The 15,935-nt window shown below is 57.9% G+C and carries 14 protein-coding genes; 9 read left to right on the forward strand and 5 right to left on the reverse strand.

Features of this window, described 5'->3' with window-relative positions; all coding sequences use genetic code 11:
* Positions 1-162 precede the first annotated feature (162 nt).
* Complete coding sequence (smrA, locus tag IFU29_RS01085; protein WP_191933085.1) at positions 163-723, forward strand: DNA endonuclease SmrA; 561 nt, start codon at positions 163-165, stop codon at positions 721-723.
* A gap of 3 nt (positions 724-726) precedes the next feature.
* Here the strand turns inward: smrA and IFU29_RS01090 are convergent, their stop codons facing one another.
* The gene (locus IFU29_RS01090; RefSeq protein WP_191932277.1) at positions 727-1,650 is read right to left on the reverse strand and encodes a LysR substrate-binding domain-containing protein; all 924 of its coding nucleotides are present in this window, start codon (positions 1,648-1,650) and stop codon (positions 727-729) included.
* A gap of 347 nt (positions 1,651-1,997) precedes the next feature.
* Between IFU29_RS01090 and IFU29_RS01095 the strand changes: the two genes are divergently transcribed.
* Complete coding sequence (locus IFU29_RS01095; protein ID WP_191932278.1) at positions 1,998-3,323, forward strand: MFS transporter; 1,326 nt, start codon at positions 1,998-2,000, stop codon at positions 3,321-3,323.
* Between the two features lie 97 nt (positions 3,324-3,420).
* Here IFU29_RS01095 and IFU29_RS01100 read toward each other — a convergent pair whose 3' ends face one another.
* The gene (locus IFU29_RS01100) at positions 3,421-3,855 is read right to left on the reverse strand and encodes a DoxX family protein (protein ID WP_191932279.1); all 435 of its coding nucleotides are present in this window, start codon (positions 3,853-3,855) and stop codon (positions 3,421-3,423) included.
* Positions 3,856-4,020: 165 nt separating this feature from the next.
* Between IFU29_RS01100 and IFU29_RS01105 the strand changes: the two genes are divergently transcribed.
* Both IFU29_RS01105 and IFU29_RS01110 read left to right on the forward strand, forming a co-directional pair.
* A complete protein-coding gene (locus IFU29_RS01105) occupies positions 4,021-5,550 on the forward strand; it encodes a carboxylesterase/lipase family protein (RefSeq protein WP_191932280.1) in 1,530 nt (509 codons plus the stop codon).
* A 237-nt stretch (positions 5,551-5,787) separates the two neighbouring features.
* Positions 5,788-7,434 (forward strand): methyl-accepting chemotaxis protein, encoded by a 1,647-nt coding sequence (locus IFU29_RS01110; RefSeq protein ID WP_191932281.1) that lies wholly within the window; start codon positions 5,788-5,790, stop codon positions 7,432-7,434.
* Here IFU29_RS01110 and IFU29_RS01115 read toward each other — a convergent pair.
* The gene (locus IFU29_RS01115) at positions 7,431-8,279 is read right to left on the reverse strand and encodes a LysR family transcriptional regulator (RefSeq protein ID WP_191932282.1); all 849 of its coding nucleotides are present in this window, start codon (positions 8,277-8,279) and stop codon (positions 7,431-7,433) included. The two genes, IFU29_RS01110 and IFU29_RS01115, sit on opposite strands and share 4 nt — an antisense overlap.
* 114 nt (positions 8,280-8,393) lie before the next feature.
* Between IFU29_RS01115 and IFU29_RS01120 the strand changes: the two genes are divergently transcribed.
* From IFU29_RS01120 to IFU29_RS01135, 4 genes are all read left to right on the forward strand, one after another.
* Positions 8,394-9,563, forward strand: a complete 1,170-nt coding sequence (locus tag IFU29_RS01120; RefSeq protein ID WP_191932283.1) for a pyridoxal phosphate-dependent aminotransferase — start codon at positions 8,394-8,396, stop codon at positions 9,561-9,563.
* Between the two features lie 24 nt (positions 9,564-9,587).
* Positions 9,588-10,364, forward strand: coding sequence for a transporter substrate-binding domain-containing protein (locus IFU29_RS01125; RefSeq protein WP_191932284.1), 777 nt, complete (start codon positions 9,588-9,590; stop codon positions 10,362-10,364).
* A gap of 70 nt (positions 10,365-10,434) precedes the next feature.
* A complete protein-coding gene (locus IFU29_RS01130; RefSeq protein WP_191932285.1) occupies positions 10,435-11,136 on the forward strand; it encodes a helix-turn-helix transcriptional regulator in 702 nt (233 codons plus the stop codon).
* Between the two features lie 62 nt (positions 11,137-11,198).
* Positions 11,199-11,567 (forward strand): VOC family protein, encoded by a 369-nt coding sequence (locus IFU29_RS01135; protein ID WP_191932286.1) that lies wholly within the window; start codon positions 11,199-11,201, stop codon positions 11,565-11,567.
* A gap of 286 nt (positions 11,568-11,853) precedes the next feature.
* On the opposite strand, the gene pepT is transcribed toward IFU29_RS01135, so the two are convergent.
* Entirely contained in the window at positions 11,854-13,086 is a 1,233-nt protein-coding gene (gene pepT, locus IFU29_RS01140; protein ID WP_191932287.1) for a peptidase T, read from the reverse strand.
* A gap of 127 nt (positions 13,087-13,213) precedes the next feature.
* On the opposite strand from pepT, the gene IFU29_RS01145 reads away from it, so the two are divergent.
* Positions 13,214-14,806: an ABC transporter substrate-binding protein gene (locus IFU29_RS01145; protein ID WP_191932288.1), complete on the forward strand. Its 1,593-nt coding sequence runs from the start codon at positions 13,214-13,216 to the stop codon at positions 14,804-14,806.
* Between the two features lie 55 nt (positions 14,807-14,861).
* On the opposite strand, the gene IFU29_RS01150 is transcribed toward IFU29_RS01145, so the two are convergent.
* Positions 14,862-15,785 (reverse strand): LysR family transcriptional regulator, encoded by a 924-nt coding sequence (locus IFU29_RS01150; protein ID WP_191932289.1) that lies wholly within the window; start codon positions 15,783-15,785, stop codon positions 14,862-14,864.
* Between the last annotated feature and the right edge of the window lie 150 nt (positions 15,786-15,935).

Here is a 15,935-nt window from a genome sequence, read left to right on the forward strand (position 1 = left end):
GCCGGTTTTCACTTTTGAGTTATTCAAACCGATAAATCCGGCTTATTGATAGCGTCACGGGATGTAATCGGGTGATCGGTGAGACTTTTTTGCTAAACTCATTCCTGCGACCTAACCCGTTTTGCGCCCGGGGGCGCGGTAATCAGGAGGTAAATGATGGCTATCAAACTTGATGAGCAGGCGCTGTTTCAACAAGCGATGGAAGACGTCAGGCCGCTGAAAGACTGTGCCAGTACGCTATGGCTGAAACCCGCAACGTCGAAGACGCCGGTGTCGGCTGATGTGCAGTGGGATAACCCACTGACCAGCGGCCTGCTGGATATCGTGCCGTTGACGGTGCCGCTGGAATTCAGGGCAGAGGGGATCCAGCAGGGGGTGCTGGACAAGCTTTCTCAGGGGAAATACCCCCCGGAGGCGACCCTGAATCTACTTCGCCACTCTGTCGAACAGTGCCGCCAGGCGTTGTACCTTTTTATGCAGCAGGCAACCCGGGACGGGCTGAGGAATCTGCTGATCGTTCATGGCAAAGGGCGTGATGACCGCGCACATGCCAACGTGATACGCAGCTATCTGATGCGCTGGCTGCCGCAGTTTGAGGAGGTGCAGGCTTTTTGCTGCGCCACGCCGAAGGACGGCGGTAGCGGGGCGTGTTATGTGGGCCTGCGTAAAAACGAGCAGGCCCGCCAGGAAAATCGTGAGCGCCATGCCAAACGCAGCCGCTAAGGGTTATCCGGCGTGTGATTTGCGGATGGTGGCCAGCAGTATCTCCGCACTCAGGGTCAGTGGGTCGCCAGAGCGGGTCATAATGCCTATGGCTTCGCCCGGCCCGTGCGAGGCGATCGGCAGTGCGGCAAGCGAATGATGCAGTAAGTCCTCTTTGATTGCTCCTGACGGCACAAACCAGACATAGTTGTAACGCAGCGCCAGCTGACGGGCGAGGGAAGTGGAAGAGGTTTCCACCAGCGTGCCCGGCAGCGTACAGCCCTGTTCTTTCAGCATCGCCTCGGCGATGCGGCGCGGCGCAGTGCCCTCGGGGGAAATCACTACTGGCCAGGAGAGGGCTTTTGATAGCGTGACATTGTCACTTAAAAGCGGATGATCCGGCCGCACTACCAGACGCAGTGACTCCAGAAACAGCAGTTCATAGGTCAGGCCGGCCATCAGTTCGGGATCGGCCATCCGGCCTATGCCGACGTCAAACTCACCGGCTTTAATCGCTGCAATCAGCACATTGTTATGTAAGGTCGCAACCTGAACAATGGCCTGCGGCTGCTGCTGATGAAAACGGTCGAGGATGGACGGCAGCATGCCCAGCGCCACGGTGGTGAGAACCCCAAGCCGCATCACTTCCGGCGATTTTTCCTGCGGCAGCGTAAACGACTGTCCGGCATGGTTTAACGCATCCAGAATCCGCACTGCATGGGTGAGGAACTGCTCCCCCATCGTGGTGAGCTGTGCGCCCAGACGACCGCGTTCGAACAGCCGTACGCCAGCCAGCTCTTCCAGCTCGTTGAGGGTTTTGGACAGCGCGGGCTGGCTGAGTGACAGGGTTTCGGCGGCGCGACCCAGCGTCCCCTGTTGCGCAACGGCAACGAAGGTATGGAGATGGCGCAGGCGAATACGCTGATTAAACTGATATTTTTTGTCCATACCGCAGAATAATAATGGCCCGGACAGGCTGGCAAGTTCTCAGTCGTCAATTTGTTAACCTTATTGCAAAATTTGATTAACATTTCACCCTTTTGACGCCGTATCTATTACCTCTGGTGCGGATAACGGTGGAACACTATGCGCGGCCGTTATTGATCTTCTGCCAACAGGGAGTGACAACCTGTTAGTGAGGTGACGCTGGCGGGGCTGGCCTCTTTGCACAATACGGACATATTTTCCCAGGAGTATTCCATAACAATCCGCTATGATAGCCGACACTTTTTCTACCAACCTTTGCGCTAATCGTTATCCGCCAGGGGTTGCTATTGCCTGTGATGGAGCGCGAAGTGGACAGTACCGCAGCGATCGATATCCGTACGTTGATTAATCAGGGCACATTGAGCCGTTATCAGAAACGCATCATCGCCCTGAGTTTTGCCGTTGTCGCCATGGATGGTATGGATATCGCCCTGATGGGCTTTATTGCCCCAGCGCTGAAAAGCGCCTGGGGGGTAAGCAATCATCAGCTCGGTGCGGTGATCAGCGCAGCACTGATTGGCCTGGCGCTCGGTGCCATGGTCGCCGGGCCGCTGGCCGACCGCTTTGGCCGCCGGGTGATTATTATTAACAGCGTCTTTTTCTTTGGCTTGTGGACGCTGGCCACAGCGTTCTCGCAGAATATTGACCAGATGATGCTTTTCCGCTTTCTCACCGGGCTGGGCCTGGGGGCGGCGATGCCGAACGTTGGCACGCTGGTGGCGGAATACTCCCCTGAACGCCGTCGTGCATTTCTGATCACCGTCGTGTTCTGCGGCTTTACCTTTGGTGCGGCTACCGGCGGCTTTGCCGCCTCATGGCTGATCCCGAACTATGGCTGGCACGCGGTGCTGATCATGGGCGGCGTGTTGCCGCTGATGCTGGTACCGCTGCTGCTGCGCGGTTTACCCGAGTCCGTGCGCTTTATGATTGCCCGTAACGCCCCGGCTGCCCGAATCCGCCAGATCGTGGAAAAAATGCACCCGGGACGGGTGGATGAAACCAGCGTATTCACCCGTAGTGAGGCCGTGAGCAGTGAAGGGGCCGTCAGGATTGTGGTGTCGCCGCGTTACCTGTTTGGCAGCCTGATGCTGTGGGGAAGCTATTTTATGGGGCTGTTCCTGGTTTACCTGATTGGCTCGTGGCTGCCGTCGCTGGTTAAAGACGTGGGCATGACGGTGACGCAGGCCGCGCTGGTCACCGCTATGTATCAGGCGGGCGGCACGGTGGGTTCGCTGTTTGCGGGCTGGATGATGGACCGTTTTAATGCCAACCTGGCGCTGGCGGCGATCTATTTCACCGGCGCGATAGCCACGGTCTGTATCGGCTATGCCCCTGCGGAGGTCTGGGTGCTGGGTGGCGTGGCGTTCTGCAGTGGTTTTTGTCTTAACGGGGCGAATACCGGGATGAATGCGCTGTCGGCCAGCTACTATCCGACCCATGCGCGGGCTACCGGCTCCAGCTGGATGCACGGCGTGGGCCGCATTGGTGCGATCCTCAGCGCCTTTGCCGGGGCGCAAATGCTGTCGCTTGGCTGGAATATCACCGATGTTTTCTCCTTCCTGGCCATCCCGGCCGTGCTGACCACGCTGATGCTGGTAGCTAAATACCGTTACGGCTACCAGCGGGTAAGCTGAAGAGTCATCAGCGCAGATCATCCTGTCCGTCAGGGGCGACCGAAAAAAGTCGCCCCCTTCAGAGTCAGTGGCTGACCTTTTTTCCGGTCAACCCGTCCTATTGCAGACTACTGTTACTGACCAGCGTAAAGCGGCCAGCGCCGAGGAACATCACGGCCAGCGCGCCAAAGAAGTAGAGTGCTTCCCCTTCCAGTGCCCAGGCACCGACCCCGGTGCGATCCCATACCGCGCCGGTTTTCACCAGCAGCGTCGCCACCACCAGGTTCACCGCAATGATAAACGCCGCCGGGCGGGTCATCAGCCCGATGATGATCATCGCAGGGGCCAGCACTTCCCCAATGTAAGCGCCATAGGCTACAAAGCCGGGCACACCGTGGGCATGCAGCAGGCGGGCGATCCAGCCAACGCCATGCTCAACCTTGAACACGCCATGAAACAGCAGCAGGACACCGAGAGACACGCGCAGTAGCAGCCGGCCCAGGTCCGGGCGATCGCAGAGGCGGGAAAAACCATTATTTATTGCGGTAAACATAATGTGATCCTTGCAGTTCAAAGCGGAAGGCTGCCGCCAGCGGCTGGCGATCATCGCACCCGTGCAGGCGGTGCTTGTATCAGCATAATCTGCAAATCACACGCCATGATGGACTTTCTCTCTTAGTCTGCAAATAATTACCGCGGATATCACACGGAAGCCCCCATGAAAAACGAACAAACACTACGGATTATGACGGCAGAAGGCTGCCTGCGCGGGAAGAGGGAAGAGAACGTCTTCGTCTTTAAGGGGATCCCTTATGCCGCTCCACCGTTGGGCGAACAGCGCTGGAAAGCCCCAAAACCGGTCACCCCCTGGGAGGGAGAAAAAGAGGCCATGACGTGGGGGCCCGCCAGCTGGCAGAGCCTGGAATATTGTCTGGCGGTAGGTGGGGGAGACCCCGGCGGCTTCAGCGAGGATTGCCTGTATCTGAACGTCTGGACGCCGGACGCTGAACCGGCTACGCCGCTGCCGGTCATGGTATGGATCCACGGCGGAGGCTATACCGTCGGGTCCGGCGGGTTAACACCCTACCTGGGGGCACCGCTGGCGGCGCGCGGCGCAGTGGTCGTAACGCTTAACTACCGTCTGGGACATCTGGGGTTCTTTGCGCACCCTGCACTGGATCGCGAGTACGCGGATGGCGAGGTGGTGAATAACTTTGCGCTGTTGGATCAGATCGCCGCCCTGCAGTGGATACAGCGCAATATTCGGGCCTTTGGCGGTAATCCAAAAAATGTCACACTGATGGGCGAATCCAGCGGCGCACGCAGTGTACTGTCCCTGTTTGCTTCGCCGATGGCAAAAGGGCTGTTCCACAAGGGCATCGCACAGAGCGCCTACAGCGTCCCGGACGTCTCCCGGGCAGAAGCCCTGCAAAAAGGCGAGGCGCTGGCCCGTCATTTCGATCTGCAGGATGCCAGCGCGGAGCAGCTTCGCGCCCTGCCTGCGGATGCTTTCTGGCCGCTGGCACGCTCGCTGACACTGGGGCCGGTGGCCATCCACGGTGACTGCGTTCTGCCGCAGCCTATGCTCAGCGTCTTCGCTTCCGGCGGGCAGCAGCGGCTACCGCTGATGATCGGCAGCAACAGCGATGAAGCGAGCGTGCTGGCCTTTTTTGGCGTGGATGCCGCAAAAGTCATCGCCGATATGCGAGCGAAGCGCCCGCTGGCGCTGCGGCTGATCAAGCTGCTGTACCGCGACGTGTGGGATGATGCGGAGCTCGGACGACAGGTGGCCCGCGACATGACCTTTACCACCCTGGGCTATGTTGCGGCGCTGGCCCACCACCGGACGGGGACCCCAGCCTGGCGCTACTACTTTGATTATGTTTCAGAGCATGCCCGCGACCTGTACCGGCATGGCACCTGGCATGGCAATGAAATACCTTATGTCCTCAATACCCTGGCGCAGATGGAACCCACCGACGGCGAGCGCCCGTTCACTGCGGCAGACCAGGCGTTTTCCCGGCGTGTCAGCGAATACTGGCTGCGCTTTGCCCGGGAAGCGACGGTGTTTTCACCACAGATTAGCGGCGAAACGGACTGGCCTGCCTGGCGTCCCCGGCAGGATATGACCCTGCGTTTCGGTCAGAACGGCCAGGCCGGGATCACGATTGAAAAACGCTTTATGCGACGCAGAATGCAGGTGTTTCGTCTGCTGATGAAGGCATTTGTCCATCTGCGCCATGAATAGAGCCACATTACCAGCCTGATACTTAATATTTTCTGCTGTATTCAGGCTGTCCTAAACTGCCATAAATATACGTCATAGCAATACGTTATGATTCGCCCCAGCAATACTAAGGACAAAAACGCTGTAATAAAAGTCGTGTTATTTTTTTGAGTTTCCTCTGCCGTGGTGCCGATAACTAAGGGTGATTGCCCTCAGATAACAACATTTTAATCGGTATCACCAGGTCACGGAGTCACTATGAAATTCTTAAAAAATTATACGATCCGCGCAGTATTATTGTGGATTTTGGGCATTTTCTGCCTGCTTTGGGGCGCTGTGGGTTTGTACAGCGTTTATTCACTGAACCAGTTGAGTGAGGGCAATGCCGTCGATCGCCATCTGGTCGGTCAGATGAGCACCTTGAGTAAAGGTAACGACCAGTATTTTCGCGTTATCACCCGCCTTTCCCGCGCCATAGATTCCAAAAAACCGGAGGACATGGCTTCGGTACAGAAAGCGCTGGATAACATGACCACGCTGCTGGCCGATTTCAAACAACAGTCACCGGGCCCGCTGGATGCGCAGTATGCCGCCAGTGCGATTGCCAGCTGGCAGAAACTGCTGGATGAGGGGGTTACACCCCAGGTCCGTCTGGCACAGCAGGGTTCGCCGGAGGACTATCGTCGCCACGCAGCCAGCGTGACGCCAGCGCTCAGCCGCGATTTTGGCGCCAGCGTGGAGAAATTTAATACCGCTGCCGCCGATAAACTCGATGCCACGCGCATTACGGTCGATCATCTGACCCACACCACCAAAGCCGTACTGGTGATGGCGGTGATTGCCGGACTGCTGATCCTGCTGTTTACCGACCGCTACCTGGTGGTGATGCTGGTGCGTCCGCTGGCTACCATCCGGGAACACTTCCGCGTGATTGCCGATGGTGACCTGACCCAGCCGGTCAACGAGTTTGGCCGCAACTGCGTCGGGAAGCTGGTACCACTGCTGCAGGCGATGCAGGACAGCCTGCGCGATGCGGTCAGTTCGATCCGCAGCGGGACTGAAAATATCCATCGCGGTGCCGCAGAAATTTCTTCGGGGAATAACGATCTCTCCTCGCGTACGGAAGAGCAGGCATCGGCCCTTGAGCAGACGGCAGCCAGCATGGAGCAGCTGACCGCCACGGTGAAATTCAACGCGGATAACGCCCGTCAGGCCAGTTCACTGGCGGATAATGCCTCCCTGACCGCCAGTAAGGGTGGCAAGCTGGTCGGGGAAGTGGTCAGCACCATGCAGGGCATTGCCGGAAGCTCGAAGAAAATTGCAGAAATCACCACGGTGATTAACAGCATCGCTTTCCAGACCAATATTCTGGCGCTGAATGCGGCGGTAGAAGCCGCGCGTGCGGGGGAGCAGGGGCGGGGGTTTGCCGTGGTCGCCAGCGAGGTCCGTAACCTGGCGCAGCGCAGCGCCGGGGCGGCAAAAGAGATTGAAACGCTGATTGCCGACTCCGTTTCCCGCGTGGATACGGGGTCGAAGCTGGTCGGTGAAGCGGGCAGCACCATGGACGATATTTTAAAGTCGGTGGCTGAAGTCACGGAAATCATGAAGCAGATTGCCTCCGCCTCGGAAGAGCAGAGCAAGGGGATTTCCCAGGTCGGAACGGCGATTTCCGAAATGGACAGCGTCACCCAGCAGAACGCCTCGCTGGTTGAACAGGTTTCGGCGGCGGCCAGTGCGCTGGAACGCCAGACGGAAGAGCTGACGCTGTCGGTGGCCAAATTCCGCCTTTCCGCCATCAGTGCGCCTGCAGGACATACGGCTGCCCGTCCGGCGGCGCTGAAAAGCCCGCTGAAAACACCGGGTGGGAAGAAGGCCGGCGCGGCCGACGAGTGGGTCTCTTTCTAAGGCTGCTGACTTAACCACGCCACCAGCTCATCCAGCAGCGGTGGCGATACTGAAGGCGGGCGACGGATCAGGCTATAGACCGCGCCCGTTTTTACACTGCCCGCAAAGGGCGCGACCAGGCGCCGCATGGCGATATCCTCAGCTATCAGTGTCACATCGGCCACCGTCACCCCAAACCCCTGAATGGCCGCGCTAATTGCCAGATCCATCGTGGAAAAATGCTGATTACGCTTCATCACCAGCGTGCGCTGCTGCGCCTGTAACCACAGCTGCCAGTCGCGGCCGTCGGCCGTGGGATGCAAAAACGTCATCTCTGCCAGCGTGTCGATCGTCGGCTTCTCGGGGTGCAGCGACAGTGCCATCACCGGGGTCAGCGCTTCTTCGAACAGCAGTATGCTGTTGCGCGGGCTGCTGCCGTAGAGGATGGCCGCATCAAAATGCGCTAACTGACTGTGGTGATCCACCGTGGTGGTCAGCGACACGTGCAGCTCAGGGCGCGCTTTTTCCAGCGCCACCAGTTTGGGTACCAGCCAGCGCATGGCACAGGTGGGTGCTTTCAGTCGGATCGTCGTGTGCTGCCTGCTGGCCTGCTGTGCGGCATCGTGCATCTGCTGGTACCCATTCTGCAGCGCGGGCAGCAGGCTGGCCCCCTGCGGCGTCAGGTGCAGGCCGCGCGCGTGGCGGTCAAACAGCGAGAACCCCAGCCAGGCCTCCAGCGCGGCGATTTTACGGCTTACCGCTCCCTGGGTGATGCACAGCTCGCCGGCGGCGTGCGTCAGATTAAGGTGACGGGCGGTCACGATAAAAGCATGGATAGCATTTAACGGCAGCGTGCGCTGGGGCATCGGGTTCTCTGAGCAATGAGGAAAAGTCATGGCTATTATGACAACAATTCGCTTGTCGCCTCAAGTGCCGCCACGTAGAACTGGCAGCATTACTCTCCCCCGACCGGAGTCTCTATGACCATCCCTTCTGCGGTACAGCAGCGCTCTAAATTACCGGATGTTGGCACCACGATTTTTTCGGTGATAGGCCAGCTTTCCGCGCGGCACAACGCCATTAACCTCTCACAGGGCGCACCGAACTTTCCATGCGATCCGCTGCTGGTGGACGGGGTGACCCGCGCCATGCAGCAGGGTCATAACCAGTATGCTCCGATGACCGGGCTGGCTGCGCTGAGAGAGATTCTGGCGAGCAAAGTGGACACGCTTTACGGGCAAAAATATGATGCCGCCAGCGAAGTACTGATCACCGCCAGCGCCAGCGAAGGGCTCTATTCGGCTATCGCCGGGCTGGTGCACCCGGGTGATGAAGTGATCTTCTTTGAACCCGCGTTCGACAGCTACGCGCCGATCGTGCGCTTGCAGGGCGCAACCCCGGTCGGCCTGAAATTGCAGGTACCGGAATTTGCCATTAACTGGGATGAGGTGGCGGCCGCTATTACGCCGAAGACCCGCATGATCATCATCAATACGCCGCATAACCCCAGCGCCCAGGTGCTGGGGGCGGAGGATTTGAACCGCCTGGCGGCGCTGACGCGCCATACCGATATCGTCGTATTGTCGGATGAGGTGTACGAACATATCCTGTTTGACGGCCGTCAGCATCACGGCATGGCCACCCATCCGGAGCTGGCGCAGCGCAGTGTCATTGTCTCGTCCTTTGGGAAAACTTTTCACGTCACCGGCTGGCGCGTGGGTTACCTGCTGGCCCCGTCAGAGCTGATGGAAGAGGTGGTGAAGGTGCATCAGTTTATGATGTTCTCTGCCGATACACCTATGCAGGTGGCCTTTGCCGACTATCTGCAGCAACCGGCTAACTACCTGGGGCTGGGCGAGTTTTATCAGCGTAAGCGTGACCAGATGGCCCGACTGCTGCAAGACTCACCGTTTACGCTGCTGCCGTCGGCGGGATCGTTCTTTATGCTGGCCAGCTACGCAGATTTCAGTGACGAGGCTGACAGTGAAATGGTAAAACGGCTGATCGTTGATCACGGCGTGGCGACTATTCCGCTGTCAGCGTTCTATACCGATGGGACAGACAATAAATTGATCCGTCTCTCTTTCGCAAAAGACGAAGCCACCTTGCAGGCAGGCGCACGCGCACTCTGTCAGGTCAAGCCTCGCTAACAGCATCACCTTGAGGGTAAATGAATGAAAAAACTGAATGCGTTGTTTGTGGCAGTCGGGTTACTGACATCGGTGTCAGCGCTGGCGCAGGATACGCTGCGCTACGGTCTGGAGTCACAGTATCCGCCCTTTGAAAGCCGCAACGCCTCAGGCGAGCTGGAAGGGTTTGATATCGAACTGGGCAAAGCGATTTGCCAGGTGGGCAATTTCAAATGCAGCTGGGTGGAAAGCAGTTTTGATGCCCTGATCCCGGCGCTGGCCGCGAAGAAATTCGATGCCATCAACTCGGCGATGAACATCACTGATGCCCGCATGAAAAGCATCGGTTTCACCAATCCTATTTACCGTATCCCCAACATGCTGATTGCCAAAAAAGGGTCGGGGCTGCTGCCTACCGTGGAGAGCCTGAAGGGCAAGAGCATCGGGGTCTTGCAGGGTTCCGTGCAGGAGACCTATGCGAAAAAACACTGGGAGCCGCAGGGTGTGACGGTGACGCCGTATCAGGATCAGAATCAGGTTTACAACGACATGGTCGCGGGACGCCTGGACGGAACCCTGGTGATGTCGGCTGCTGGTCAGTCTGGCTTCCTGGAAAAACCGCAGGGTAAAGCATTTAGCTTTGCCGGTAAGGCCGTGGAAGATCCGGTGGTACTGGGTGTCGGCATTGGTTTTGGTCTGCGTAAAGACGATGCCAAATTGAAAGCAGCGCTGGATGCCGCTATCGTTAAGATACAAAACGATGGTACCGTCACCAAACTGGCCGCGAAGTTCTTCCCTGGTATTGATGTGGCGGTGAAATAACGTTTCGCCACTCCGGCGGCCAGCCCTGCTGGCCGTCCCTGACATCTTCCCCGAATCGCCGATAACCACTATGTCACGTGCTCAACGTCTGCTCGATCTGCTGCAACTTTTGCGTAACCACCGTTTCCCCATTACGGCTGAACAACTTGCCAGCGAATTGCGTGTCAGTACGCGAACGCTTTACCGTGATATTGCCACTTTGCAGCAACAAGGGGCGGATATCGTGGGTGAACCTGGATTGGGCTATGTTTTAAGACCCGGGTTTACCCTGCCGCCGTTAATGTTTAACACCGCGGAAATTGCGGCGCTGGTACTCGGTTCCCGTTGGGTTGCGCGCCGGACCGATAATGAACTCGCGGCGGCGGCGCACTCCGCATTAAGCAAGATTGCCGCCGTTTTGCCACCCGAACTGCGTTCGCAGTTGGAACTATCCCCGCTGATGGTTGGCCCGGCGAAGGCGGAGTTGGCTATCAGTATCGACGTTGGCGCATTACGTCAGGCTATCAGCCGGCAGAACATCATAGAAATCGACTACCTTGATCTGAAAGACGTTAGCTCCCGGCGCAGAGTCTGGCCCATTGCGATTGGTTTTTTTGACTCTGTTCAGGTGCTCGTAGCCTGGTGCGAAACACGCGATGATTACCGCCATTTTCGCCTTGATCGTTTCACCCACCTACAGGTCACCGCGCAGCGGTATCCACGCGCCCGCACACAGCTGCTGAAAGAGTGGCGGGAACGCCATAATATTTCTGCTCAGGGATTTGGCTACTGACAAAAACTGTCAGTCGCATCGCATAGTCTGTTCCCGTCCAGCCACTAAACGGGAAACCCCAAATGAAAGCACTTGATTTCACCATTCTGTATGTTGCCAGCCCGGCTAACAGCGCCGCTTTTTACCAGCGGATACTGAACGTCGATGCCGTCGAATTTTCACCCACCTTTGCCATGTTTATCCTGCCTTCCGGCGGTCGTCTCGGGTTGTGGGTTACATCAGGAGTGACGCCACCGATCAGTGCCGGCGCCAGCCAGTCGGAGATTGTGTTTACTGCCGAAAGTCGTCAAGAGGTGGATAGTCTCTTCAGCCAATGGCAGGCGTGGGGCGTTGAGATCCTCGACCCACCAGCAACGCTGGATTTCGGATATACCTTTACCGCCTGCGACCCGGACGGGCATCGTCTGCGTGTGTATGTTTATGAGGAGTGAGGCGGGTCAGCGTCGCTCAGCGACGTAACGGTCGTTAACGGCACATCGGGTTGCCGGTTTTAACACCGGCAGCGTGCAACCCTGGTGCCGGGATGGGGTCAGTTTGAGGTAAGCCAGACGTCACGCGACAGGGCGTCGCGTGCCGGGGCCCGCAGGGATGCGGACTTTGCCGATCCGGCGTGCTCAAACTGGCCTCAGCCCTGAAACCGAACTGTCAGCCACAAAAAATGACTGATGATCTTTCAGCCCTACGGCAGGATGTTTTTTTCAGTCTACCCGCTAACGATTACTCCGCTGCCAGCAGACAGATTTTCTCCGCCAGCAGGTAGGATTTCACGAACGACGGCACCGGCAGGAACTCAAACTTCGAGTGAAAATTGTGTGCCCCGGTAAAGAAGTTCGGCGTGAGTAAACCTTTCGCAGACAGCGCTGCACCATCCGTGCCGCCGCGCATCGGGATCACCTTTGGTTCAATTTCCAGTGCCTTCATCGCGGCAAAGATCAGGTCAATCGGGCGGCGATCGTCGCCGATCGCATTGCTGATGTTGCTGTAGGTATCCGAAATCGATACGGCGACCTTGCCGGTCGGATAGGCCTGGCGAATGATCTCCGCCACCTGATGGATCTGCTGTTTACGCTGCTCAAAGCCGGCCAGATCGAAATCACGAATGGAGGCTTTCAGGTGCGCCTCGCTGGCGTTGGCCTGCATATCATTAAACCAGGTATAGCCTTCGCGTCCGGCGGTATGCTCCGGGGTCTGCTGGCGGTCAAAGTGACTGATAAAATCCCAGGCCATCAGCAGCGGATTGACCAGCACCCCCTTGCCCGACATCGGATGCGCCGTTACGCCGGTCAGCGTAATCTCTGCGGCGGCCGCGTTAAAGTTCTCATACACCACTTCCCCCAGTTCGCAGCAGTCGATGGTATAGGCGAAGTCCACGTCAAAGCGACTTTTCAGATCCAGCGCCTTTGCGCCGCGCAGGCCAATCTCTTCGTCCGGAACAAAGGCCACCACGATATCGCCGTGGGGCTGGGCGTCGGTCAGGTTCTCCATCAGCGTCATCACCACCGTGACGGCGGCTTTGTTATCGGCTCCCAGCACGCTGGTACCGTCGCTGAAGATAATATCCTGGCCGTGATAGGCCTCGATTTCCGGGTGTTGCGACCGGCGCAGCCAGATATCCTGCGCAGCATTCAGGCACAGGTCTTCCCCTTCATAGCGCAGGGTCTGGGGATGAATATGCGGGGAGAGGCCAACATCAACGGTATCAATATGGGTGATAAAACCGATACGTGGGGCACCGGGGCGATTGCCGGGTTTCACCGCCGTTACCGTAGCAAACTCATCGATAACCACTTTCTGCAGGCCGAGCTGGCGCAGTTCGTCAGCCAGCAGCCTGGCCATCTCATGCTGTTCCGGGGTGCTGGGCAGGACGGTGGCCGCCGCATCACTCTGGCTGGTAACGGCCAGATAGCGATAAAAACGTTGAGTAAGCTGGCGTGCCAGTGAATCTGTCATAAGCTTTCCTTATTTGTCTCGGGCGGCATGATTTCGGTAATGTGCGAAATCATGTTATTCATGAATGGGTTATTTACAGGTTTACGCACCACCCCCTGATAATGTCAAATAAAAAGCGAGGATGGAGATGATGAAAGCGGTATTACGCACGGTACTGGCGGCTCTGGCGCTGACCGTCGCGTCAGCGGTTTCAGCGAAGACGCTGGTGTTCTGCTCTGAGGGATCGCCAGAAAACTTTAACCCGCAGCTGTACACCTCCGGCACCAGCGTCGATGCCAGCGCGGTACCCATTTACAACCGCCTGGTCGACTTTACGCCCGGTACCACCACACTGATCCCGTCACTGGCGGAAAGCTGGGAGATCAGCCCCGATGGCACCGTCTACACCTTCCACCTGCGCAAGGGCGTGAAGTTCCACAGTAATAAAAACTACACGCCGACGCGAGACTTTAACGCTGACGATGTGATCTTCTCGTTTATGCGCCAGAAAGATCCGGCCAATCCGTATCACAAAGTCTCGAACGGCAGCTACACCAACTTTGAAAGCCTGGAGTTTGGCACCCTGCTGAAAGGCATCGATAAAATCGACGATCACACCGTGCGCTTTACCCTGGCTCATGCTGAAGCGCCGTTCCTTGCCGACCTGGGCTGGTATTTTGCCTCGATCCTCTCGGCAGAATATGCCGATGCCATGCTGAAAGCCGGCACGCCGGAAAAAGTCGACCGGGAACCGATTGGCACCGGGCCGTTTGAACTGGCCCAGTATCAAAAAGATTCCCGCATTCTGTTCCGCGCCTTCCCGGGATACTGGCAGGGGAAAGCGAAGCTCGACCGTCTGATCTTCACCATCACGCCGGATGCCTCGGTGCGTGCGGCCAAGCTGGAAAAGAACGAATGTCAGGTGATGCCGTTCCCGAATCCTGCCGATCTCAAGCGCCTTGAGGCCAACCCCAACATCACCATGATGCATAAGGCCGGGCTGAATACCGGTTTCCTGGCGTTTAACACCCAGAAAGCCCCGCTTAACAACGTCAAAGTGCGCCAGGCGCTGAGCATGGCCATTAACAAGCCCGCGATTATTGAAGCGGTATTCCAGGGCACCGGTACGGCGGCCAAAAACCTGCTGCCGCCGGGCGTGTGGAGCGCGGATCAGGATCTGAAAGACTATGATTACGCCCCGGAACAGGCCAAAGCACTGCTGAAAGAGGCGGGCATCGCCCCGGGTACCACCATCGATCTGTGGGCGATGCCGGTACAGCGTCCTTATAATCCGAACGCGCGTCGTATGGCAGAGATGATCCAGGCGGACTGGGCGAAGGTGGGCATTAAAGCCAACATCGTCAGCTTCGAATGGGGCGAATATCTCTCAAGGGTGAAAAACGGCGAGCATCAGGCCGCGCTGATGGGCTGGACCACGGCGACAGGGGACCCGGATAACTTCTTCGGTCCGCTGTTCAGCTGCACCTCTGCTAACGGCGGCTCCAACTCGTCTAAGTGGTGCTATGCGCCGTTTGATAAGCTGATCACCGCCGCCCGCGCCGAGCAGGATCATGACAAGCGCGTCGTGATGTATCGCGAAGCGCAGCAGATCATGCATGACCAGGCCCCGGCGGTGATGATTGCTCACTCGACCATTTTCGAACCGGTGCGTAAAGAGGTAACCGGCTACGAAGTGGATCCGTTTGGCAAACACATCTTCTATCAGGTGGAGATGAAATAAAAAACCGGGTTGCCCCCGTCGGGGGCGACCTTTTTCCCGCCCGCCGCGTGCCCTGTCAAAATGCGAAGATCGCCCTGATGCTGTCATCCTTTTGCTTTAATTCCTGCCGGACAAACTCCAGAAAAAGCGACAGCGCCGGGCCCTGCTTGCGGCCAATAGCGGTCTGTACCTGTAACGAGCGCTGACTGAGCTGGTCGGCACCCACTGACTTCAGTACCAGCCCATGCTCCACCGCCTGGTACATCACCGTAAACTGGCTGCAAATGGTGATCGCCTCCGGGGTCTGCAGCAGGAAGGTATACAGCGTGCTGAAGTTATTGCAGGTCAGCGCCGGTTCAACAAAGGTGCCGGTCATGCGGCAGGAGAGGTCGAACAGCTGCCGTACCGTGGTCCCGGCATCCGGCAGCGCCAGCGGATAAGCGTTCAGGTCACTGAGCTGCACCTGCTGCTCTGCCAGCGGATGATCCTGCCGCATCACCAGCAGTACCGGTGCGGGCCAGGCGGCGACCACTTCCACTCCGCGCTCCGGGTACAGGCTGAACTGAAAGGCCACGTCGCACTCCCCCCGGCGCATGATCTCTGCCACCTCCAGCGCGCTGCCCACCGTCAGATGAAAGCTGACGCCCGGGTGCAGCAGACGAAACTGTGTGAACAGCACCGGCAACAGGCTGAACGCCATGCCGTCGGTACAGGCGACGCGCAGGGCGGTGCGCCTGATGGCCTTCAGTCCTTTGATCTCCGCAATCGCATGTTCCATATCCATCATGCTTTTACGCACGTGGTTTTCGAAAATCTGCCCGGCATCATTCAGCACCATCCCGCGCGCGTGCCGCTCAAACAGCGGTGCGCCGACCCGCGCTTCCAGCCGCTGGATCTGCCGGCTGATGGCGGAGACTGCCACAAACAGCTGCTGGCTGGCGGCACTGAGCGAGCCGCTGTTGGCGACGGCAAGGAAATAGCGGATCTCACTGCTGTGCATCGGTCTGCCTCCTGGGGGTGCATGTTCACTTATCGTGCAGCGGAGCGTTGCTTTTACGGCAAAGCCAGTTTGATTATTTGATAATTGTGGCAAGGCAGGATTCTAGCTTAAAACGGAGTGGCAAAGACAAAAAACACACATCATAAAAAT

The organism is Erwinia persicina, assembly GCF_014838825.1.
GTDB lineage: Bacteria > Pseudomonadota > Gammaproteobacteria > Enterobacterales > Enterobacteriaceae > Erwinia > Erwinia persicina_A.